The sequence below is a fragment of the Xanthomonas sp. F4 genome (genome assembly GCF_011761895.1).
In genome coordinates this window covers 141,235-162,981 of sequence record NZ_JAASQX010000003.1, presented here as the reverse complement: position 1 = coordinate 162,981, position 21,747 = coordinate 141,235, and the positions used below count along the sequence as shown (strand labels likewise).

The 21,747-nt window shown below is 70.9% G+C and carries 16 protein-coding genes; 10 read left to right on the top strand and 6 right to left on the bottom strand.

Translation table 11 applies throughout. The features are described from left to right. Positions 1-20 precede the first annotated feature (20 nt). The 6 genes from FHR66_RS13005 to FHR66_RS12980 all read left to right on the top strand — a co-directional run bounded on the left by FHR66_RS13005 (position 21) and on the right by FHR66_RS12980 (position 7,196). Positions 21-743, top strand: coding sequence for a pilin (locus FHR66_RS13005; protein ID WP_160965944.1), 723 nt, complete (start codon positions 21-23; stop codon positions 741-743). Positions 744-782: 39 nt separating this feature from the next. Beyond that, positions 783-1,724 (top strand): RDD family protein, encoded by a 942-nt coding sequence (locus FHR66_RS13000; protein ID WP_167087856.1) that lies wholly within the window; start codon positions 783-785, stop codon positions 1,722-1,724. Between the two features lie 238 nt (positions 1,725-1,962). After that, positions 1,963-4,446 (top strand): DNA topoisomerase I, encoded by a 2,484-nt coding sequence (locus FHR66_RS12995; RefSeq protein ID WP_160965940.1) that lies wholly within the window; start codon positions 1,963-1,965, stop codon positions 4,444-4,446. 289 nt (positions 4,447-4,735) lie between these two features. After that, the gene (locus tag FHR66_RS12990; RefSeq protein ID WP_160965938.1) at positions 4,736-5,296 is read left to right on the top strand and encodes a Sua5/YciO/YrdC/YwlC family protein; all 561 of its coding nucleotides are present in this window, start codon (positions 4,736-4,738) and stop codon (positions 5,294-5,296) included. 482 nt (positions 5,297-5,778) lie between these two features. Beyond that, entirely contained in the window at positions 5,779-6,534 is a 756-nt protein-coding gene (locus FHR66_RS12985) for a DUF4124 domain-containing protein (RefSeq protein ID WP_160965937.1), read from the top strand. Continuing rightward, complete coding sequence (locus FHR66_RS12980; RefSeq protein WP_160965936.1) at positions 6,534-7,196, top strand: DUF4124 domain-containing protein; 663 nt, start codon at positions 6,534-6,536, stop codon at positions 7,194-7,196. The genes FHR66_RS12985 and FHR66_RS12980 overlap by 1 nt, the downstream gene beginning before the upstream one ends. 606 nt (positions 7,197-7,802) lie before the next feature. Here the strand turns inward: FHR66_RS12980 and FHR66_RS12970 are convergent. Further along, positions 7,803-8,576 (bottom strand): SDR family oxidoreductase, encoded by a 774-nt coding sequence (locus tag FHR66_RS12970; protein WP_160965935.1) that lies wholly within the window; start codon positions 8,574-8,576, stop codon positions 7,803-7,805. Positions 8,577-8,642: 66 nt separating this feature from the next. On the opposite strand from FHR66_RS12970, the gene FHR66_RS12965 reads away from it, so the two are divergent. Continuing rightward, on the top strand, positions 8,643-8,870 hold the full coding sequence (locus FHR66_RS12965) for a hypothetical protein (protein WP_237475266.1): 228 nt from the start codon (positions 8,643-8,645) through the stop codon (positions 8,868-8,870). Between the two features lie 82 nt (positions 8,871-8,952). Here the strand turns inward: FHR66_RS12965 and sppA are convergent, their stop codons facing one another. From sppA to FHR66_RS21105, 3 genes are all read right to left on the bottom strand, one after another. Further along, on the bottom strand, positions 8,953-10,851 hold the full coding sequence (gene sppA / locus FHR66_RS12960; RefSeq protein ID WP_160965934.1) for a signal peptide peptidase SppA: 1,899 nt from the start codon (positions 10,849-10,851) through the stop codon (positions 8,953-8,955). Between the two features lie 76 nt (positions 10,852-10,927). Further along, the gene (locus FHR66_RS12955) at positions 10,928-12,298 is read right to left on the bottom strand and encodes an MATE family efflux transporter (protein WP_160965933.1); all 1,371 of its coding nucleotides are present in this window, start codon (positions 12,296-12,298) and stop codon (positions 10,928-10,930) included. Between the two features lie 162 nt (positions 12,299-12,460). Beyond that, complete coding sequence (locus FHR66_RS21105; protein ID WP_237475265.1) at positions 12,461-13,924, bottom strand: hypothetical protein; 1,464 nt, start codon at positions 13,922-13,924, stop codon at positions 12,461-12,463. A 430-nt stretch (positions 13,925-14,354) separates the two neighbouring features. On the opposite strand from FHR66_RS21105, the gene FHR66_RS12945 reads away from it, so the two are divergent. Then, on the top strand, positions 14,355-16,544 hold the full coding sequence (locus FHR66_RS12945) for a primosomal protein N' (RefSeq protein WP_167087854.1): 2,190 nt from the start codon (positions 14,355-14,357) through the stop codon (positions 16,542-16,544). Positions 16,545-16,663: 119 nt separating this feature from the next. Here the strand turns inward: FHR66_RS12945 and FHR66_RS12940 are convergent, their stop codons facing one another. Then, entirely contained in the window at positions 16,664-18,400 is a 1,737-nt protein-coding gene (locus tag FHR66_RS12940) for a VanW family protein (RefSeq protein WP_202394599.1), read from the bottom strand. Positions 18,401-18,592: 192 nt separating this feature from the next. On the opposite strand from FHR66_RS12940, the gene FHR66_RS12935 reads away from it, so the two are divergent. Beyond that, positions 18,593-19,897: an NAD(P)/FAD-dependent oxidoreductase gene (locus FHR66_RS12935; RefSeq protein WP_160965931.1), complete on the top strand. Its 1,305-nt coding sequence runs from the start codon at positions 18,593-18,595 to the stop codon at positions 19,895-19,897. A 58-nt stretch (positions 19,898-19,955) separates the two neighbouring features. Next, positions 19,956-20,573 (top strand): trimeric intracellular cation channel family protein, encoded by a 618-nt coding sequence (locus FHR66_RS12930; RefSeq protein WP_160957604.1) that lies wholly within the window; start codon positions 19,956-19,958, stop codon positions 20,571-20,573. Between the two features lie 131 nt (positions 20,574-20,704). Here the strand turns inward: FHR66_RS12930 and rpoH are convergent, their stop codons facing one another. Then, positions 20,705-21,583 (bottom strand): RNA polymerase sigma factor RpoH, encoded by an 879-nt coding sequence (gene rpoH, locus FHR66_RS12925; protein ID WP_160965929.1) that lies wholly within the window; start codon positions 21,581-21,583, stop codon positions 20,705-20,707. Positions 21,584-21,747 lie beyond the last annotated feature (164 nt).

Sequence of the window (21,747 nt, the reverse complement as noted above, 5' to 3'; positions counted from 1 at the left end):
CCGCTGACGGTCGCGCACGGATGCACGAAGACACCCCCTCCCCGACGCTCTGGTACTACGTCGATGCCGCACGCGAGCGGCACGGCCCGCTGCCGGCGCCCGCCTTGCTGGAACGCCTACACGACGGTCGCCTGCAGCGCGAGACCCTGGTCTGGCGCGAAGGCCTGCCGGAGTGGCGGCCACTGCACGCGGTCGCCGCCGAGTTGGGCCTGCCCGACGCGCCCGCTCCGCCCCCCTTGCCGCCGCCGCTCCAGGCAGCCGCTCCCGCGGGCCCGGCTGCCGTCGCTGCGCCACGCAGCGGCCCGTCCGGCTGCGCGATCATGGTCATCGTCGGCGCGGTCGGCGGCGTGCTGCTGGTCGCGTTCCTGGGCATCGCCGCCGCGATCGCCCTGCCCGCCTACCAGGACTATCTGGCCCGCGCGAAGGTCGCGCAGGCGCTTGGCGACCTGGCGCCGCTGAAGGACCAGATCGCCGCGTTCGCCGCGCAGGAGCACCGCTGCGCGGTGAACGGCGACACCGGCTTCGGCACCCCGCAGAGCTATGCCGGTACGTCCATCGCGCAGGTGCGGATCGGCCGCTTCGACAACGGCCACTGCGGCCTGGAAGCCACGCTGCGCCTGCCCGAGCACAAGCGCCTGGATGGCAAAGCGCTGTGGCTGGACTACGATGAGCGCACGTCCGCCTGGAACTGCAGTTCCGATCTGGACGACCGCGACCTGCCGGTCCACTGCCGCGGCGGCTGACCGGCGCACCGTTTTCGACTGGAATTCCCGGGGAAAAGAATGACTGAGTGGTACTACGCCGATGCGGCGCAGCAGCGCCATGGGCCGCTCGCGGCCGCCGACCTGCAACAGCGCTTCCAACGCGGCGAGATCGGGCTGTCCACCCTGGTCTGGCGCGAAGGCCTGAGCGAATGGCGCACCCTGGCCGAGTTCGTCGACGAACTCGGCCTGACCCAGGCGCCAGCCCCGGCCCCTGCGCCGGTCCTCTCGGAGGCCGGCGCAGAAGTGCCGCCGCCCGCCCCGACCCCGGCCGTGCCCGACGCCTGGACCGCCCCCGCCGCGGCGACATCGCCCTACGCAGCGCCCAGCGCCGTGCTCGACGGCGGTGTGCGGGTGGTCGGCGGCGGCGAGGTGGTGCAGGCCGGTTTCTGGAAGCGCGTGGCCGCCTACCTGATCGACGCGTTCCTGGTCGGCATCGTCGCCAACGTGATCCAGTTCGTGGTGATGTTGGGCTTCTTCGGGATCAGCGGCTTCGGCAAGCAGCCCGACTTCGCCACCGCGGCCGGCATCGTCATGCTGCTCCTGCTGTACCTGCTGCCGATGGCGATCTCGGCGCTGTACTACGGCCTGTTCCACGCCTCCACCAAGCAGGCCACGCTGGGCAAGATGGCGGTCGGCATCAAGGTGGTGCGCACCGACGGCAGTCGCATCACCGTGGCTCGCGGCGTCGGCCGCTATTTCGGCTTCATGCTGAGCAGCCTGACCCTGGGCATCGGCCTGCTGATGGCCGCCTTCACCGAGCGCAAGCAGGCCCTGCACGACATGCTCTGCGACACCCTCGTGGTGGACAAGTGGGCCTACACCGACCACCCGGAATGGCAGCAGCGCAAGCTGGGCACGGTCACCGTGGTCATCCTGTCGCTGTTCGGCCTGCTGATGGCGGGCGTGGTGCTGCTGGTGGCGCTGGCGATCGGCATGGCCGCCAAGGGCGGCTGGCACTGAGTCCGGCAGGCCCCGGGAGCCGCGCTGCCGCCTGCACGGCGGCCCGGCCGGCCCGCACCGGCTTGACAGTGGGCGCCGGACATGCCCACTAATAAATAAGCGCCGTAGCTGAACGCCCGGGGGTTCCGCCCCGGGCGTCGGCTTCTCTGCCAGACCGCAACGCTTCACTAACCGGAGCAATTGCGCCACCCTACCGCCCCCAGGGCGTCCGCCCACGCCCATCGAAGCCCAACCCGCCATGTCCAAGCACCTGCTCATCGTCGAATCGCCCGCCAAGGCCAAGACGATCAACAAATACCTCGGCAAGGATTTCCACGTCCTGGCCTCGTATGGGCACGTGCGCGACCTGATCCCGAAGGAAGGCGCGGTGGATCCGGACGACGGCTTCGCGATGCGCTACGCGCTGATCGACAAGAACGAGAAGCACGTGGAGGCCATCGCCAAGGCGGCCAAGGCGGCCGAAGACATCTACCTGGCGACCGACCCGGACCGCGAGGGCGAGGCGATCAGCTGGCACATCGCCGAGATCCTGCAGGAGCGCGGGCTGCTCAAGGGCAAGCCGCTGCACCGGGTGGTGTTCACCGAGATCACCCCGCGCGCGATCAAGGAAGCGATGGCGCAGCCGCGGCAGATCGCCGGCGATCTGGTCGATGCGCAGCAGGCGCGCCGCGCGCTGGACTACCTGGTCGGCTTCAACCTGTCGCCGGTGCTGTGGCGCAAGGTGCAGCGGGGTCTGTCCGCCGGCCGCGTGCAGTCGCCGGCGCTGCGCATGATCGTCGAGCGCGAGGAGGAGATCGAAGCCTTCATCGCCCGCGAGTACTGGTCCATCGCCGCCGACTGCGCGCATCCCTCGCAGCACTTCAACGCCAAGCTGATCAAGCTCGACGGGCAGAAGTTCGAGCAGTTCACGATCACCGACGGCGACACCGCCGAGTCCGCGCGCCTGCGCATCCAGCAGGCCGCGCAGGGCGCGCTGCACGTCACCGACGTGGCCAGCAAGGAGCGCAAGCGCCGCCCGGCGCCGCCGTTCACCACCTCCACCCTGCAGCAGGAAGCCTCGCGCAAGCTCGGCTTCACCACCCGCAAGACCATGCAGGTCGCGCAGAAGCTGTACGAAGGCGTGGCGATCGGCGACGAAGGCACGGTCGGCCTGATCTCGTACATGCGTACCGACTCGGTCAACCTGTCGCAGGACGCGCTGGCCGAGATCCGCGACGTGATCGCCCGCGACTACGGCATCGCCTCGCTGCCGGACCAGCCCAACGCCTACCAGACCAAGTCCAAGAACGCGCAGGAAGCGCACGAAGCGGTGCGCCCGACCTCGGCGCTGCGCACCCCGTCGCAGGTGGCGCGCTTCCTGACCGACGACGAGCGCAAGCTGTACGAGCTGATCTGGAAGCGTGCGGTGGCCTGCCAGATGATCCCGGCCACGCTCAACACCGTCAGCGTCGACCTGTCGGCCGGCAGCGAACACGTGTTCCGCGCCAGCGGCACCACCGTGGTCGTCGCCGGTTTCCTGGCCGTGTACGAGGAAGGCAAGGACAACAAGAGCGCCGAGGACGAGGACGAGGGCCGCAAGCTGCCGGCGATGAAGCCCGGCGACCGCGTGCCGCTGGAACGCATCCTGGCCGAGCAGCACTTCACCCAGCCGCCGCCGCGCTTCACCGAAGCGGCGCTGGTGAAGGCGCTGGAAGAGTACGGCATCGGCCGTCCCTCGACCTACGCCTCGATCATCCAGACCCTGCTGTTCCGCAAGTACGTGGAGATGGAAGGCCGCAGCTTCCGCCCGTCCGACGTCGGCCGCGCGGTATCCAAGTTCCTGTCCAGCCACTTCACCCAGTACGTGGACTACGACTTCACCGCCAAGCTCGAGGACGAGCTCGACGCGGTCTCGCGTGGCGAGGAAGAATGGATCCCGCTGATGTCGCGCTTCTGGGAGCCGTTCAAGGAACTGGTCGAAGACAAGAAGGAATCGGTCGATCGCGCCGAAGCCAGTGGCGCGCGCGAGCTCGGCACCGACCCCAAGACCGGTAAGCCGGTGAGCGTGCGCCTGGGCCGCTTCGGGCCGTACGCGGCGATCGGCAGCACCGCCGAGGACGCCGAGGACAAGCCCAAGTTCGCCTCGCTGCGTCCGGGCCAGAGCATGCACACCATCACCCTGGAGGAGGCGCTGGAGCTGTTCCTGATGCCGCGCAGCCTCGGCCAGGACAAGGGCGAGGAGGTCAGCGTCGGCATCGGCCGCTTCGGCCCGTTCGCCAAGCGCGGCAGCGTCTACGCCTCGCTGAAGAAGGAAGACGATCCCTACACCATCGATCTGGCCCGTGCGGTGTTCCTGATCGAGGAGAAGGAAGAGATCGCGCGCAACCGCATCATCAAGGAGTTCCCCGGCAGCGACATTCAGGTGCTCAACGGCCGCTTCGGCCCGTACATCAGCGACGGTAAGCTCAACGGCAAGATTCCCAAGGATCGCGAGCCGGCCTCGCTGAGCCTGGACGAAGTGCAGAAGCTGCTGGAGGAAACCGGCAAGCCGGTGCGCAAGGGCTTCGGCGCCAAGAAGGCCGCCGCCAAGAAGGAAGCTGCGCCGAAGAAGAGCGCAGCGAAAAAGGCCGCCGCCGACACTGCAGCCAAGCCGGCAGCGAAGAAGGCAGTCAAGAAAGCCGCGAAAACCGCCAAGAAAGCGGTGAAGAAGGCAGCGAAGAAGACCGTGGTCAAGGGCGGCTGAGCCGCTCTGCGGATGGCCCGCCCAGGGCGGCCCGATGCGCCCCTCGGATAGTACGAGCGCGGTCTCCGAGCCGCCTTCTCGCGGTGCCCAAGGCGTCTCTCAGCGCCTGAAGAACCGCGACACCGCGGTTTTTCCGTGGGGGGCTTCAGCCCCGACGCGTTATAGGTAAGGCGTCGGGGCTGAAGCCCCTCCCACAGAAAAGCGGCGAGCCGGAGACTTGCGAAAATCCCGAGTCCCGCCCAGCCGACCCTCATTGTCCTTAGACGACGACGTGCCGCATGATGCGCGCATGACCGACCTGTCCCTGAGCCATGCCGTCGCCGTCCTGCGCAAGGGCGGCGTGATCGCCTATCCCACCGAAGCCGTGTGGGGCCTGGGCTGCGATCCGCACGACGAGACCGCCGTGACCCGCCTGCTGCGGATCAAGCAGCGGCCCGTGGACAAGGGCTTGATCGTGGTCGCTGCCGAACTGGATCCGCTGCGCCCGCTGCTCGACCTCTCGGCCTTGCCGGCGGACCGGCTGGCCGCGGTGCTGGCCAGCTGGCCGGGACCGCACACCTGGATCCTGCCCGCCGCCGCGCACGCACCGCCCTGGATCACGGGCGCGCACCAGGGCATCGCCGTGCGGATCAGCGCGCATCCGTTGGTGGCCGCCCTGTGCCGCGCCTGGGGCGGCGCCCTGGTGTCGACCAGCGCCAACCGCGGCGGCGAGCCGCCGGCGCGGCAGCGCAGCGAGCTGGATCCGCTGGTGCTGACCGATATCGACGGCCTGATCGATGGCGAGACCGGCGGCCTGGCCCAGCCCACCCCCATCCGCGACGCCGCCAGCGGCGAGATCCTGCGCGCCTGAGGCGCTGGCCTCCGGCGCGGGACGCCGCCGTCCCCTGCATTGACGCCTTGCGGCAATGGCGCGTTCGATCGACCTGAGCGCTTCGCGCACCCGGACCCTCACCCCAACCCCTCTCCCGGTGGGAGAGGGGCTTCGGCTTTTCCCTTCTCCCTCGGGACCATGGCCCCCCTTCTCGGGGGAAGGTGCCCCGCAGGGGCGGATGAGGGTACGGGCGCAGCCTCGGATAGAAAGCTCAGCGTGGCGCTTCGCGCCCGCACCCTCACCCCAACCCCTCTCCCGGCGGGAGAGGGGCTTTGGCTTCTCCCTTCTCCCCTCGGGACCATGGCCCCGTCTCGGGGGAAGGTGCCCCACGGAGCGGATGAGGGTACGGGCGCAGCCTCGGATAGACAGATCAACGCGTCGGCACTTCGCGACGCCATGAGTCCCGAATCCCAACACCCACCACCCTTTCCCTGGCCGCCCAAGGCGCGCAAGATGCGCGCATGCGCCTCCTTCTCCGCCCGTTGCTGCTGCTGAGCCTGTCGCCCTGGATCGGCGCCGGCTGGGCGCAACAGACGCAGACGATCAGCAGCGATGGCAGCAACACGTCGGTGCGTATCTACCGCTGCATCGCCGCCTCCGGCGCGGTCAGCCTGCAAAACGCCCCCTGCGAGAACGCGCGCCAGCAGCAGGTGCTGGACATGCAGCGGCCGCGCGACCCGCCGCCGCGGCCGACCACCACCATCAGCACCGATCCGGCACGCGCGGAGGCCTCCCCGGCGCCGCTGCCGCAGCGCGAACTCCGCATCGTCACCGTGCAGCCGCCGCAGCCGATGTACGAGTGCGTGACCCCGGAAGGCGCGCGTTACACCAGCGACGACAACGCCGGCAATCCGCGCTGGGTGCCACTGTGGGCCTATGGCTACGCCGAAGGCCCGTACGCGCGGCCGTCCGGGCGTGGCCCCGATGGCCGTCCGCCCGGCCCGCCGGGACCGCCTCCGCACGGTGGCCCGCGCCCGCCCGGACCACCGCCGCCGGGGGTGGCCGCCGGCGCCGGCGTGATCGTGCCGGCCGGCAGCACGATGATTCGCGACACCTGCACGGCACTGCCCGAGCAGGAAGTCTGCGCACGCCTGAGCGACCGCCGCTGGGAACTGATCCGTCGCTACAACAGCGCGCTGCAGAGCGAGCGCCGTGCGATGGAAACCGAACAGCGCGGCATCGATGCGCGCCTGGCGCGCGACTGCGGCGGCAGCTGATGCGCCGCGCCCTCTGCCTCGCCGTGGCGCTGAGCTGCGCCGGCGCCGCGTACGCCGAACCGGTGGTGTTCTATCGCTGCACCGACGCGCAGGACAACCTGACCATCCAGAACGCACCCTGCCCCAAGGGCATGCGCCAGCAGAAGAAGGTCATGCAAGGCGTCAGCAGCGCCGCACTGCCGAGCACGCTCGCCGCCAAGCCTGCTTCATCGTCGCCTCCGAGCACCAAGAGTGCCGCCACGCCTGCGGACGCATCGGCCCCGGCCGACACCACGGCTGCTGTACCGCCACCGCCACCAATGCTGCCACCGCCGCCGCTGTACACCTGCACCACGCGCGAGCAGCAGTCCTACATCGGCGAGGTCGCCGAACCGCCGCCGCGTTGCGTCCCACTGAGCACGACCGACCTGGACGGCGGCCCCAACCAAGCCGGTGGCAGCGCCTGCGAAGTGCTGCGCGACCAGTGCCAGCCACTGCCCACCGAGCAGCTGTGCGAGGCCTGGAAGAGTTACGTGGCCGAAGCCGAAACGCACTGGCGCTTCGCCGTGCCCGATCATGCCGAGGCGCTGCACACGGAGTTCGAACGTCGCCAGCACCTGCTCGAGGGCAGCAACTGCGGTGCGCCGGATCAGCCTGGGCCGGAGCGGACGACCTCGCCCTGACGCGGTTCAGTCGCATCCGCCGCGGATGGGCGCGGCGCTCGCCGCCATGGCCGGTCCACCACCATGAGCGCGCACATCTTTGTGGGAGGGACTTCAGTCCCGACGACGCATCGCGGGACGTACCGCGCAGCGCCTTTCGCCTGGTGCCCCGCGCGCGACCGCCATGCAGCGACTGAACCGCTAGAACCCGTAGCGCAAGAAGCCACCGTCCACCGCGATGCATTCACCGGTGCTGTAGCTGGCCACCGGCAGGCACGAAAACCGTTCCACCACGGAGAGCGTGCACGCTTGTGGGAGGGACTTCAGTCCCGACGACGTATCGCCCGAACGAACTGCGCAGCGCCTTTCGCCTCGCGCCCTGCACGCGCGCAACCGCCATGCAGCCGCTGAACCGCTAGAACCCGTAGCGCAAGAAGCCACCGTCCACCGCGATGCACTCACCGGCGCTGTAGCTGGCCGCCGGCAGGCAAAGAACCGGTCCACCACGGTGAGCGCACACACCTTGTGGGAGGGACTTCAGTCACGACGACGTATCGCCCGAACGAACTGCGCAGCGCCTTTCGCCTGGCACACCGCGCACGCAGCCGCCATGCAGCGACTGAACCGCTAGAACCCGTAGCGCAAGAAGCCGCCGTCCACCGCGATGCATTCGCCGGTGATGTAGCTGGCCGCCGGCAGGCACAGGAAGCCGACCGCCGCCGCCACTTCCTCCGGTTCGCCGATGCGGCGCATCGGCGTGCGCTCGATCACCTGATCGTAGTAGTCCGGGTCCGACAGCGGACCGGAGGTACGGCGGGTGCGGATGTACCACGGCGCCACCGCATTGACCCGGATACCGTCCTCGGCCCATTCGGCGGCGAGGTTGCGGGTGAGCTGGTGCAGCGCCGCCTTGGTCATGCCGTAGGGCGCGCCGCTGCGCACATGGGTCAGCCCGGACACGCTGCCGACGTTGACGATCGCCGAGGCCGCATGCTGCGCCAGCAGCGGGTGCGCGTAACGCGACAGTTCGAACGCGGAGAACAGGTTGGTCTCGAAGATGCCGCGCCACTCGTCCTCTGTGTAGTCCACCGCGGCCTTGCTGACGTTGCCGCCGGCGTTGTTGATCAGCAGGTGCAGGCCGTCGGCATGGTCCTCGACCCAGTCCAGGATCTCGCGGCGGTCCTCGTCGTCGGCGACGTCGGCGGCCAGTGCCAGGATCTCGCGCTCGGGAAAGGCCTCGCGCAACTCGTCGCGCGCCGCTTCCAGCGCATCGAGGTCGCGCGCCACCAGCAGCAGGTCGGCGCCGAACCCGAGCAGTTCGCGTGCGATCGCCAGGCCGATGCCGGCGCTGGCGCCAGTGATCAGCGCGGTCTGTCCGTCCAGCCGCCAACGATGCTGCATGCGCGTGCCTGTGTGCTCACATGGGAGGCGTAGGATGATACCTCCACCCTCGAGGAGGTCGCCGCCATGTCCGCACCACTGCGCAGGATGACGTTGGCATTGCCGCTGCTCGCAGTGCTGGCCGCATGCAAGCCGACGCCGCCGCAACCGCCCGATGCACCGCCACCGCCGAAGGCCAGCGCGTTGCGCACCGCCATCGCCCAGCCGCTGGACCGCGCCAAGCAGACCCAGGCCACGCTCGACCGCGCCGCGGCGGCGCAGAACGCCGCGCTCGACGCCGCCACGGCGCAATGAAAAACGCCGGCCACTGGGGCCGGCGTTGCAGGGATCAGGCGACGCGCCCGCGAGGGCGCGCCGCCATCGGCTCAGTGCCGGCTCACAGACCGCAGAAGCAGTAGGCCAGCGCCTTCACCGGCGCGCCCGGACGGGTGTCGGCCGCGTCCTTGACGAAGCGCAGCTGGGTGTCCAGCTCCGGCATGCTGCGCGCCAGCAGGGCATGGCCCAGCGCCGAGTCGCTCAGCATCCACACGCCCAGGCGGCTGCCGGCGAAACCGCCGACGAACTGCGCGAACGGCGTGGCCGGCTTCTCCACATAGCGCACCCGGTACTTGTCCGGGCCGCCCAGCTTGGCGCGCGCAGCGGCATCGGCCACCGCGTCCTTGAAGCCGCCGAACGCGTCCACCAGCCCGCGCTCCTTGGCCTGCGCACCACTCCACACGCGGCCACGCGCGACCTGGTCGATGGCCTCGACCGACTTGCCGCGCGCCTGCGCGACCTTGCCGGTGAAGTCGGCATAGCCCTTGTTGATCACCGACTGGATCAGTTGGCCCACTGCCGGATCCATCGGCCGGGTCACGTCGAACGCGCCGGCGAAGCGGGTGGTGCCCACGCCGTCGGTATGCACGCCGATCTTGTCCAGGGTGCGGGTGATGTTGGGGATCATGCCGAAGATGCCGATCGAGCCGGTGATCGTCGACGGGTCGGCGTAGATGCGATCGGCGTTCATGCTGATCCAGTAGCCGCCGGACGCGGCCAGGTCGCCCATCGACACCACCACCGGCTTGCCGGCGGCCTTCAGCGCCACCACCTCGCGGCGGATCTGCTCGGAGGCGAACACTTCGCCGCCGGGCGAATCCACCCGCAGCACCACCGCCTTGACCTCGTCATCGTCGCGCGCCTGGCGCAGCAGCGCCGCGGTCGACTCGCCGCCGATGCGGCCGGCCGGCTGTTCGCCGCCGCTGATCTCGCCCGCGGCGACCACCACCGCCACCTGCGGCCGCGAATCCACCGGCGAGCGGCGCAAGTCCAACTGCTGCAGGTAGCCGTCCAGGTCGACGTTGCGGTAGCCGGTGTCGGCATCGTCGTCGGCCACGCCGCGCTTGGTCAGCAATTGCTCGACGTCCTCGCGGGTCTTCAGGCCGTCCACCAGCTTCTGCTGCAAGGCGAACTTGGCCAGGTCGCCACCGGCGGCGGCCACGCCCTCGGGCATGGTGTCGATGCCGGCGGTGATCTGCTCGGCGCTGAGCTTGCGCGCCTTGGCGATGTCGGCCACGTAGCGCTGCCACACGTCGTTCATCCAGAACAGGTCGGCTTCCTTGGACGCCGGCGAGGCCGCGTCGAGCACATAGGGCTCGGCGGCGGACTTGTACTCGCCGACCTTGAACAGGTGCACGTCCACGCCGAGCTTGTCCTGCAGGCCCTCGCGGAAGTACTGGCGGTAGCGGCCCAGGCCTTCCAGGGTCATCGAGCCCATCGGGTCCAGGTAGACCTCGTTGGCCTGCGCGGCCAGCAGGTACTGCCACTGGTTCAGATTGTCGCTGTAGGCAACGATCTGCTTGCCGGAGCTGCGCAGGTCCTGCAGCGCGCGCTCCACCTCGCGCATCGAGGCGAAGCCGCTGGGCTGCAGCTTGTCCAGACGCAGCGCCACGCGCTCGATCTTCGGATCGGTCTTGGCCGCCTCGATCGCGCGCACCAGGTCGCGCAACTGGATCTCCTGCGCGCCCTTGTCGTTCATCGCCTTGGCCAGCGCGCGGCTGACCGGGTCGGCGCTGAACTGCTCGACCAGCTTGCCTTCCGGCGCGATCAGCAGCGTGGTGCGGTCGCGCAGCGTCTTGGCGCCGTCGCCGCGCGCCATGGCGAACACCATCACCAGCAGGATCAGCAACAGGAAGCCGAAGAACACCAGGTTGAGGATCAACCGGCGGGTGAAGTTCATCACATCCCACAGGCCGACGAAGAAGTTGGCGACGGGGCTGCGACGCACAGGTTGGTTCATGGAAAACTCCGAAGGGAAGGCGTCTTGCGCCTGCGCAGCATACCGGCTGCGTCAGGCGCCGCACATGCGTCTGAAGTCAGGGGGTCGCCGACGCGGCCAGCAACCGCGCGCTGCTCCAGCGGAAGCGCGCGCCCATCATCACCGCGGCCGCGGTCAGGCCCAGGATCAGGCCGATCCACATGCCCTGCGGTCCCCAGCCCAGCCACAGGCCGAGGCCGGCGCCCAGCGGCATGCCCAGGCCCCAGTAGGAGCACAGGGCCAACAGCATCGGCACGCGGGTATCCTTGAGGCCGCGCAGCGCGCCGGCCGACAGCACCTGCAGGCCATCGGGGAACTGGAACGTGGCCGCATACAGCAGCAGCGTGGAAGCCAGCGCCGCCACCGCCAGGTCGCTGGTGTAGACACCGACGATGGCGTCGTGGCCGAACAGCAGCACCAGCGCCGACAACGCCTGGGTGCCGAGCACGATCGCATAGCCGGCCCAGGCCGCACCGCGCACGCCGACCGCGTCGCCGGCACCGGCGGCGCGGCCGACCCGCACCGTGGTCGCCTCGGCCACGCCCATCGGCACCATGAAGCACAGCTGCGCGACGTTGATCGCGATCTGATGCGCGGCCGCCGGCACCTCGCCGAGCCGCGCGATCAGCAATGCGGTGACGATGAACAGGCCGCCTTCCATCAGGATGGTCACGCCGATCGGCAAGCCGGTCTTCAGCAGCCCGACGATCGCGTGCAGGTCCGGCGCCTCGAACTGCGCGAACAGGCGCAACGGCGCAAAGCGCTTGGAACGCGCCAGGTAGATCGCGAAGCACAGCGCCTGCGCCCACATCATGATCGCCGAAGCCATGCCCAGGCCGCCGGCGCCGTGCTCGCGCAGGCCCCACAGGCCGAAGGTCAGCGAATAGCCGAGCGGCGCCAGCAGCAGCAGGCCGCCGAAGCCGAGCAGCATGGTCGGCAGGGTCCAGTGCATGCCTTCGCTGAGGTAGCGCATGCAGAAGTACAGCACCAGCGCCGGCACGCCCCAGCGGATCGCAAGCAGGAAGTCGCGCGCGCCGGGCACGATCTCCGGGGCGATGCCCAGTTGCGGCAGCGCCATCGGCATCACGCTCAGGAACGCGAACATCAGCAGGCCCAGGCCCAGCGACAGCCACAGCGCCTGGCGGAACAGCGGGCCGATCTGCGCATGGCGCCTGGCTCCGTCGAGCTGCGACACCGAGGCGGTCAGGGCGATCAGGGTGCCGATCGGGATCATCATCGGCAGCCACAGCAGGGCCGTGCCGACCGTCACCGAGGCCAGTGTGCGGGTGCCGTGGTGGCCGGCGATCACATTGTCGACGAAGCTGATCAGGCCGGTGGAGACGTGCCCCAGGACCAGCGGCAGGGCGAGCTGCGCGGTGCTGCGCAGTTCGCGGCCCCGGACCGTGGCCGGGGTGGAAGACGAAAACATTGCAAGACTCTGGCGATCTCGCCACTGCGGCCGCGCAGACAGCGCCGGACACCGGGTGGCGGAGGCCGCGCATTCTACCCGCTGCGGCGGATCACTGCAGAAGAGCCGGGACCCGGGGCCCGGGACCGGGGACCCGGAAAGCCCAAGCGCCGAACCCGCGGCTCAGCGCGCGGCGCGCTGCTTCAACCAGGCCCCGCGGCTGTCGGTGCCCTGCGCCAGCAGGTCGCGGCGCAAGGCCGCGCGGTCCTGCGGCGGGGTGCGTTGCGACAGCAGCGCCAGATGCTCGCGCTGGTCCGCCGGCAGGCTGCGCAGCAGCCCCAGCAGCGCCTGCCGCTGCGCCGCGGGCACGTAGCCCAGCAGCGGCTGCAGCGCCCAGAACTCGGCGCCCAGTTCCGGCCCGAGCAACCAGCCGTGGCGCTCCAGCGCGTCCATCTCGGCAAACTGCGCGTGCAAGCTGTGCTGCTGCTCGATCGGCAGGCCGGCGAAGGCCGTGGCGACCTGACGCAGGCGCGCCTGCGCCGCCGCCGGCAGCGCGTCCCAGGCAGCCTGGCGCGCGCGTAACTGCGCCGGGGTCAGCGCCGGTGGCGTGTTCGCCGCTGCGGCGGGCGCGATGGCCGGGGCCATGGCAGCGGCCGGCGGGTTTTCGGCGGCCTCGGCCAGCTCGGCGGCGCTGGGGGCGCTGCGCTCGATCCGCGGCGGTGGCGCGCCGGCCGCGTACCACGCGTAGAAATCCAGGTCGTAGATCGCCGGCTCCGGCAGCGGCGCCGGCGGTTCGGCCGGCAGCGGCGGCGCGCTGGCGGTGTCCGATTCCGGCGGCAGCACTTCCACCTGCACCGGGCCGGTATCGCCCAGCGCCAGGCTCGCGTCGCTGCCACCGGCCGCGGTGGCGGCACGGGAACGGTGCCACGGCAGGCGGTCCCAGAACACGGTACCGACCAGGGCCAGGACCACGACGGCGATCACCGCTCCGGCCAGGCGCGTGCGCAGGGCCGAGCGCGCCCCGCGGCGGCGCGGACGTGCGGCGGCAGCAGCAGGGGCAGCGGCCTTGGCCGGAGTCGGTGCCGGCGAAGCGATGCTGCCGGCGATCGCCGCATCGCGCAGTTGCGCCAGGGCCTGCAGCCGTGTCGGCGGCAGGTCGCGCAGGCACTGTTGCGCCGCATCGGCCAGCGCACGCCAGCCCGCCGCATCCGGACGCCCACCGGCGTCGCGCGGGCAGGCCCGCGCCAGCGCCTGCTGGTAGTCCTCGGTGGACAACTGCAGCACCTGCGCGGCGAGCGGCTCGTCCAGCCCGGCAACGATGCGCAGCAGCAGCGCCAGGCGGTCGGCCGGCTGCAGGGTACGCAGATGCGCCAACGGCGCCGGCCAGGCGCCCTCGGCGGCATCGGCCTGGCGCAGGGTCGGCACCGCGCCGAGCAGCTTCCAGAATCGCAGCGGCCAGTCGGCCATCGGTAGCGCCGCGGCGTGGCTGCGGAACGCCCGCATCGCCGCCGCCAGGGCCGGCGTGCCGCGTTCGGGCCGGCCGCTCTGCAGGTCGGCCAGGACCGCGGCGCGGCGTTCGATCCCGCGCAGGAACGCGGCCAGGGCGGGCGGTGCGGCCACGCCGTCGGAAGGGGACGTGGCGGTCATCGGAACTCCATCATCGGCGCGATGATAGCGAGACAGCCGCCACACCGCGCGCTTGACAGCTGCGCCCCGATCGGCTCATCCACGGCCACGGCGGCGGCAGGTTGTGCACAGCGCCAGGATTGGCCTGGGACAGGTCTTGTCAAGCCCCCCGGCAAACCATGTTGCATTCGTGTTTCACGGCCAACTTGTTGTTTTATAAAGAACAAATGCGATTGGCGCTTTTTTGTCCAACTCGTTGCAGAGGCTTGTGAGTCCGTCTTCACGGCGTGGAGCATGCCGGTCATGCACAGCTTTATCCACAGCACGTGTGGATAAATTCGATTCTCCAAGCGGGGCAGCTATTTACGACCGGTTTATCAGTTTGCGGGCAGCAATCGCACGCAACTCCTGGCGCCCGGGACGCGCTTGCGGCGACCGCTAGACTAGGTGGATGCCCTCCCCCGCCGCCACGCTCCGCGTCGCCCTGCCCGTGCCGCTGCCGCAGCTGTTCGACTACCTGCCACCGCCCGGCGGCACGGTCGCCGACGGCGATGTCGGCCGCCGCGTGCAGGTGCCGTTCGGCAACCGCGAACTGAGCGGCGTGGTAGCGGCGATCGGCCAGGTCGAGGACACGGAGGGCCTGCGCGCGGCACTGGCCTGGCTGGACCCGGCGCCGCTGCTGCACGGCGAACTGGCCGAGTCGCTGCGCTGGCTGGCGCGCTACAGCCACGCGCCACTGGGCGAGGTGCTGGCCACGGCGCTGCCGGTACCGCTGCGCCGCGGCGAACCGCTGCCCGACACCCACGCCTGGGCCTGGCGCCTGACCGAGGCCGGCGCCAGCCACCGTGCCCGCCCCGGCACCCGCCCGCACCGCTTCGCCGCGCTGCTGGCGGACGGCGCCATGGACGAGGACCGGCTGGACCAGGCGATGGACGACTGGCGCAGCGCCGCGCGGGCGCTGGCCAGGCGCGGCCACGCCGAACGCATCGCCGTGCCGGCCAGCATGGCGGCGCCGCAACCGCAGCCCGGGCCGGTGCCCAACGCCGAACAGCAGGCCGCCATCGACGCGGTGGTCGCCGCCGCCGGGTTCGCCCCGTTCCTGCTCGACGGCGTCACCGGCAGCGGCAAGACTGAGGTCTACCTGCAGGCCATCGCCGCCTGCCTGGCGCGCGGCCGCCAGGCGCTGGTGCTGGTGCCGGAGATCGGCCTGACCCCGCAGACCCTGGCCCGCTTCCGCGCCCGCCTGGGGGTGCCGGTGCATGCGCTGCATTCCGGCCTCAACGACAACGAACGCGCCCGCGTCTGGGCAGCCGCGTGGCGCGGCGAGGCGCAGGTGGTGGTCGGCACCCGCTCGGCGGTGTTCGTGCCGCTGCCGCAGGCCGGGCTGATCGTGGTCGACGAGGAACACGACGGCAGCTACAAGCAGCAGGACGGCATCCGCTACCACGCCCGCGATTTCGCCCTGGTCCGCGGCAAGGCGCTGGACGTGCCGGTACTGCTGGGCAGCGCCACGCCGTCGCTGGAGAGCCTGCACAACGCCGCCGGCGGCCGCTACGCGCACCTGCGCCTGACCCGCCGCGCCGGCGACGCCAAACCGCCGACGGTGCGCGTGCTCGACGTGCGCAAGCGCCCGCTGCAGGACGGGCTGTCGCCGGAGGTGCTGGCCGGCATCGGCACGGCACTGGCCGAGGGCGGCCAGGTGCTGGTGTTCAAGAACCGCCGCGGCTATGCGCCGGTGCTGCTGTGCCACGACTGCGGCTGGACCGCGCCGTGCCAGCGCTGCAGCACCCCGCTGCACGCCACGCCGATGACCGTGCACGCCGGCGGCCGGCGCCTGCAATGCCACCACTGCGGCGCGCGCCAGCCAGCGCCGCTGGCCTGCCCGGACTGCGGCAGCCTGGCCCTGCAGCCGCAGGGCATCGGCACCGAACGCCTCGAAGAACGCCTGGTGCAGGCGTTCCCGGACGTCCCGGTGCTGCGCATCGACCGCGGCACCACCCAGCGCCGCGATGCGCTGGAGACGCAGCTGGCCACGCTCGGCAGCGCCCCCGGCATCCTGGTCGGCACGCAGATCCTGGCCAAGGGCCACGACCTGCCGCAGCTGAGCCGGGTGGTGGTGGTGGGCATCGACGAAGGCCTGTTCTCTGCCGATTTCCGCGCCAGCGAGAAGCTGGCGCAGCAGTTGATCCAGGTCGCCGGGCGCGCCGGCCGCGCCGCGCGCCCGGGCGAGGTCTGGCTGCAGACCCACCACCCCGCGCATCCGTTGCTGCAGACCCTGGTGCACGGCGGCTACCACGCCTTCGCCGCCGCGGAGCTCGAGCAACGCGAGGCCGCGGGTTTCCCGCCGTTCGCGCACCTGGCGCTGCTGCGCGCCGAGGCCATGCAGGTCGAACACGCCAACGCCTTCCTCGCCGCGGTGCGCGCGCTGCTGCCGGTGCAGGACGAGGTGCAGCGCTTCGGCCCGATGCCGGCGCCGATGCCGCGCCGTGCCGGTTTCCAGCGTACCCAGTTGCTGCTCTCGGCGAGCACGCGGCGCGCACTGCACGCATTGCTGGACGCGGCGGTGCCGGCGATCCACGCGCTGCCGCAGGCACGGCGCGTGCGCTGGTCGCTGGATGTGGATCCGCAGGATCTGTACTGAGGCGGCGACGCGTCCTGCAAGACACCACTAGAGCAACGACGCGTCGCCGAGCGATTGATGTGACCGTCGTGCATGGCAGACCCTGGCCTGCAGGCGCCCGCAACGCCCTCGGGTTTCGCTCAACCCGCCAGGCCCAAGGCGTCGACCACCTGCGCACGCAGCGCGGCGCTGTCGCCTGCTTCCACGCAACGCCACGCGCCGTCGTCCGCGGACAGGCCGCAGGCGGCGGTGGCGATCACCGGCTTGCCCAGCGCCATGGCCAGCAACAGGCCGCGCGGCTGCTGTTCGATCCAGGCCGGCAGCAACACCAGCGTGGCCGCGCGTACGCCCTCGGCCATCGAGGCGACCCGCTGCACCGCAATGCCGTTCCAGAAATCCGGCGTCTCCTGCGCGCCGGGCGGCAGCAGCAACAGCACCGGCAAGCCACGCACCGCCTCGCGCAGTTCGTAGGCGCCCTTGCGCGCCAGCGCCGAGGCCGCCAGCAGCACCCGCGGTACGGTGTCCGCGTTGACGGCCGCGTGCTCCGCCGCGGCCGCCGTTAGCGCCGGCCGTCGCCATTCCAGCGCGAGACCGCGGCTGCCGGCCAGCGCCAGCAGTGCGCGGTGCGGCGTGATCCAGTGCCGCGCCTGTGCCAGTGCCGCACGCTCGGCCTCGACCAGCGCCGGATCGGCGCGGAAATCGCGCAGGGTGGGACTGTGCGGATGCCGCTGCGCGGCCACGTCCAGGCGCGCCTGCAGCAGGTGCATCGGCAAGGCGGTCATGCACACGTCCCAGCGCCGCCCCTGCAACTCGCCGGCCATCCACAGCTCCGGCAGCAGACTCTGCGGGACCACCAGATCGACGTCGCGCGCTGCCAACCGGCGCCGCAGCGCCTGCAGACGGATGCGCTGCGCACGCAGGCGCGCCTGCGGCAACGGCATGCCGCGCCACAACCACCAGCGCCGCGCCAGCGCCGCGTGCAAGGTCGCGACGCTGGTACGCGGCAGCGCCAGCACCCGGTCGCCGGGCTGCTGCCGGCGTCGGCGGTCCTCGGCGAACTCCGGCCAGTCTTCGTCGACCAGCCACGTGCTGCGGTGCAGGCCGTCGGGGACCGCCGGCGAGTGGCGATGGCAGGCGCTGCGGCCGCAGCGGGTGCAGTCGTTGGCGGCGTCGATGCCGGCCGGCGCGGTGCGTCGCTGCAGCGGCGGCAACGGCAACGCTGCCGGCATCGCGGCACCGCCGCGGATGCGCACGTGCAACGCCTCGCCGTCCAGCCATACCTCCAGCCGCCACGGCGCGGCGGCGCGCAGGCGCAGGTCCACGTAGTTCCAGAACACCACCGCATCACGATCCCGCTCGGCCAAGGATCCGGCAATCACCTGGGTGTGGCGGTGCCGCTCGACGATCTCCAGGCCCTGCCGCAGCGCGGCGTCGTAGATCGCATTGGACAACTGGCACAGGCCGCCGCCGATCGACGGCACCAGGCAGCCCTCGCGCAGTTCGCGGCCGGCGACGAAGCCGCGGCGGCGGGTGGCGCGGCCGAGCTGGCGCCAGAAGCTGAAGGTCGCACCGGCCGGTACCTCCACGCCATGCAACGCACGCGCGGCCAGCCGCAGGTTGTGGATCTTGCCGGCCACCAGTTGCGGCGCGGTCTCCTCGCTGGCGGGCCACAGCGCGGTGACCGATTCGGCGGAGGTGCCATCGGCGATCGCCAAGCCGCCATCGCGGCGATGCTTGCGTGGTCCGTCGCGCAGATCGCGCAGCGCGCGGCGTCCTTGCAGCGCGCGGGTCTTGGCCCAGAACAACAGGCTGCGCCAGCGCGACGGCAACGGCGCCTGCGGCGACACCGACACACGCGATTTCACTGTCGCTGACATGACCGTGCGTCCTCCGTGTCGCTGACCGCGCTTTGCATCGCGCTACTATACGAGCATGCAGGTCCGGCCCTCGACGATCGCGCAGCGCCCCACTGGCCGCGCGCGTTTCCGCGGATCGGTGCGCCACGCGCGCTTACGACCGCCACGCCGACATCGGACACCTCCGCTCCCCTCCCCCTCCTGGAGTCCTGCATGGACGACACACGCGTGCCGCACCTGATCGTGGTCGGCGGTGGCTTCGCCGGCTTGTGGGCCACCCGCGCCCTGGCCAAGACGCCGCTGCGCATCACCCTGATCGACCGCCGCAACCATCACCTGTTCCAGCCGCTGTTGTACCAGGTCGCCACCGCCGGCCTGTCGGCGCCGGACATCGCCGCGCCGCTGCGGCAGATCCTGCGCCACCAGGACAATGTCGAAGTACGACTGGGCGAAGTCGTCCACATCGACAAGCTGGCGCGGCAGGTGCGCCTGGCCGACGGCCAGGCGCTGGACTACGACTACGTGCTGGTCGCCACCGGCGCCACCCACGCCTATTTCGGCCACGACGACTGGGCGGCGCATGCGCCGGGCCTGAAGACCCTGGACGACGCGCTGCAGTTGCGCCGGCACCTGCTGCTGGCGTTCGAGCGTGCCGAAGCGGAAACCGACCCCGCCGCGCGCGCGGCCTGGCTGAGCTTCGCCATCGTCGGCGGCGGCCCCACCGGCGTCGAGCTGGCCGGCACCCTGGCCGAGATCGCCCGGCACACGCTCAAACACGAGTTCCGCCGCATCGACCCGGCCGAGGCACGGGTGCGGCTGATCGAGGCCGGGCCGCGGGTGCTGTCCTCGTTCCCCGAACACCTGTCGGCCAAGGCGCAGAAGCAGTTGGAAAAGCTCGGCGTGGAAGTGCTGACCGGGGTGCCGGTCGCCGAGATCGACGCCCATGGCTATCGTCTCGGCAGCACCTTCGTGCCGGCGCGCACCGTGGTCTGGGCCGCCGGCGTGGCCGCCTCGCCGCTGGCGAAGACACTGCAGACGCCGCTGGATCGCAGCGGCCGCGTGCAGGTGCAGCCGGACCTGAGCGTGCCCGGCCATCCGGAACTGTTCGTCGCCGGCGACCTGGCCGCGGTGCAGCAGGCCGACGGCCGTCCGGTTCCCGGCGTGGCACCGGCGGCCAAGCAGATGGGCCGGCACGTCGCCGACACCCTGCGCCGACGGCTGCGCGGCGACACCGCCAGCGTGCCGTTCCGCTATGCCGACTACGGCAACCTGGCCACCATCGGGCGCATGGCCGCGATCGTGCACCTGGGCCGGCTGCAGCTCTCCGGCGTGCTGGCCTGGTGGTTCTGGCTGGCCGCGCACGTGTTCTTCCTGATCGGCTTCCGCAACCGCGTGGTGGTGCTGCTCAACTGGGCCTGGGCGTACTGGAGCTACCAGCGCGCCGCGCGGATCATCCTCGGCGATCCGCCGGCAGCGGAGGAAACGCAGGCGCAGGCCGCGCCGCCCGCGGACAGGTGACACTGCACGGTCGGGCTGCGATCCTAGCCGGCCTTTTTGCTGCAGCGCAGTGCCCGTCTTGGCGACCTTCCTGTTCCTGCTCGACCTGCTGGGCACCTTCGTGTTCGCGATCAGCGGCGCCACCGTCGGCGTGCGCCATCGCCTGGACCTGTTCGGCGTACTGGTGCTGTCGTGCGCGGCCGCGGTCTCCGGCGGCATCGCCCGCGACGTGCTGATCGGCGCCACCCCGCCGGCAGCGCTGGCCGACGTGCGCTACCTCGGCGTCGCCTGCCTGGCCGGGTTGCTGGCCTTCTACCGTCACCACACGGTCGAGCGCCTGCGCAATCCGGTGCAGATCTTCGACGCGATGGGCCTGGCGCTGTTCGCGGTGTACGGCACCAGCAAGGCATTGGCGTTCGGCCTGGGCCCGCTCAGCGCGCCACTGCTGGGCATGCTCAGCGGCATCGGCGGCGGCATCGTCCGCGACCTGCTGGTGGCGCGTACGCCGGTGGTGCTGCAGGCCGAGCTGTACGCGGTGGCGGCCCTGCTCGGCGGCGGCGTGGTCGCCGCCGCGCAAGTGCTGCACCTCCCGCAGCCCTGGGGCCTGGCGGTGGGCGCGGTGCTGTGCTTCGGCCTGCGCTTCATGGCGATCCGCTACGGCTGGCACCTGCCGGTGGCGCGTCCGCCGGAGTCCTAGCCCAGCGTCACGCGCGCGCAGTTGCGCTTGCGCACTCGGCAGTCGCCGCTCCACGGTGCCGCCCAGAGACAAAAGAAAAGGCCCGGCAGTGCCGGGCCTTTCGTGCGTTGCTACTGACCGCCGCAGGCGACTCAGGCGACGAACAGCGCCTTCATCTTCTTCAGCGCATTCGCCTCGATCTGGCGGATGCGCTCGGCCGACACGCCGTACTCGTCGGCCAGCTCCTGCAGGGTGATCTTGCTGTCGGCATCCAGCCAGCGGCGCTTGATGATGTCGCGCGAACGCGCATCCAGTTCCGCCAGGCCTTCGCGTAGCAGCTGCAGCTGGTTGTCCTCGCTGTCGGCGCGTTCGTAGGCCTGCGAGGGATCTTCCTCGTTGGCCATCAGATACGCAGCCGGCGACGGCGGCGCGTGGTCGTCGTCCTCGTCGGACGGCGCATCGAAGCCGATATCGCGACCGGACAGGCGCGACTCCATCTCCATCACCTCGCGCTCGGACACGTTGAGGTCCTTGGCCACGGCGGTGACCTCGGCCGCGTTCATCCAGCCCAGGCGGGTCTTGGACTTGCGCAGGTTGAAGAACAGCTTGCGCTGCGCCTTGGTCGTGGCGACCTTGACGATGCGCCAGTTCTTCAGGATGTACTCGTGCATCTCGGCGCGGATCCAGTGCACCGCGAAGCTGACCAGGCGCACGCCCATCTCCGGGTCGAAACGCTTGACCGCCTTCATCAGGCCGATGTTGCCTTCCTGGATCAGGTCGCCCAGCGGCAGGCCGTAGCCGTTGTAGCCGCGGGCCACGTGCACCACGAAGCGCAGGTGGGAATGGACCAGTTCGCGGGCCGCGTCCAGGTCTTCCTGGTCGCGATACCGCACCGCCAGTGCGTGTTCCTCGTCGGACGTCAGCACCGGGATCTGGTGCACGGCGCCGATATAGGCATCCAGCGAACCGAGCGGACTGGGGATCGGGAGGTTGTTGGCAACCAATGCGTTGGAAGTAAGAGTCTGGCTCATAGGGCTCATCTTAGCAGTCTACTAATTGGACTGCTGGGTACAGTAAAAAGTTCCTGTGTTCTGTTTATGCAACATATGAATCAGGAATGACACTGCATCACAAGCCGGTGAAACAATCGGGACGCATCGTCATCCCGTTCTCTGACCGCCAAAGTAGCAGCCGG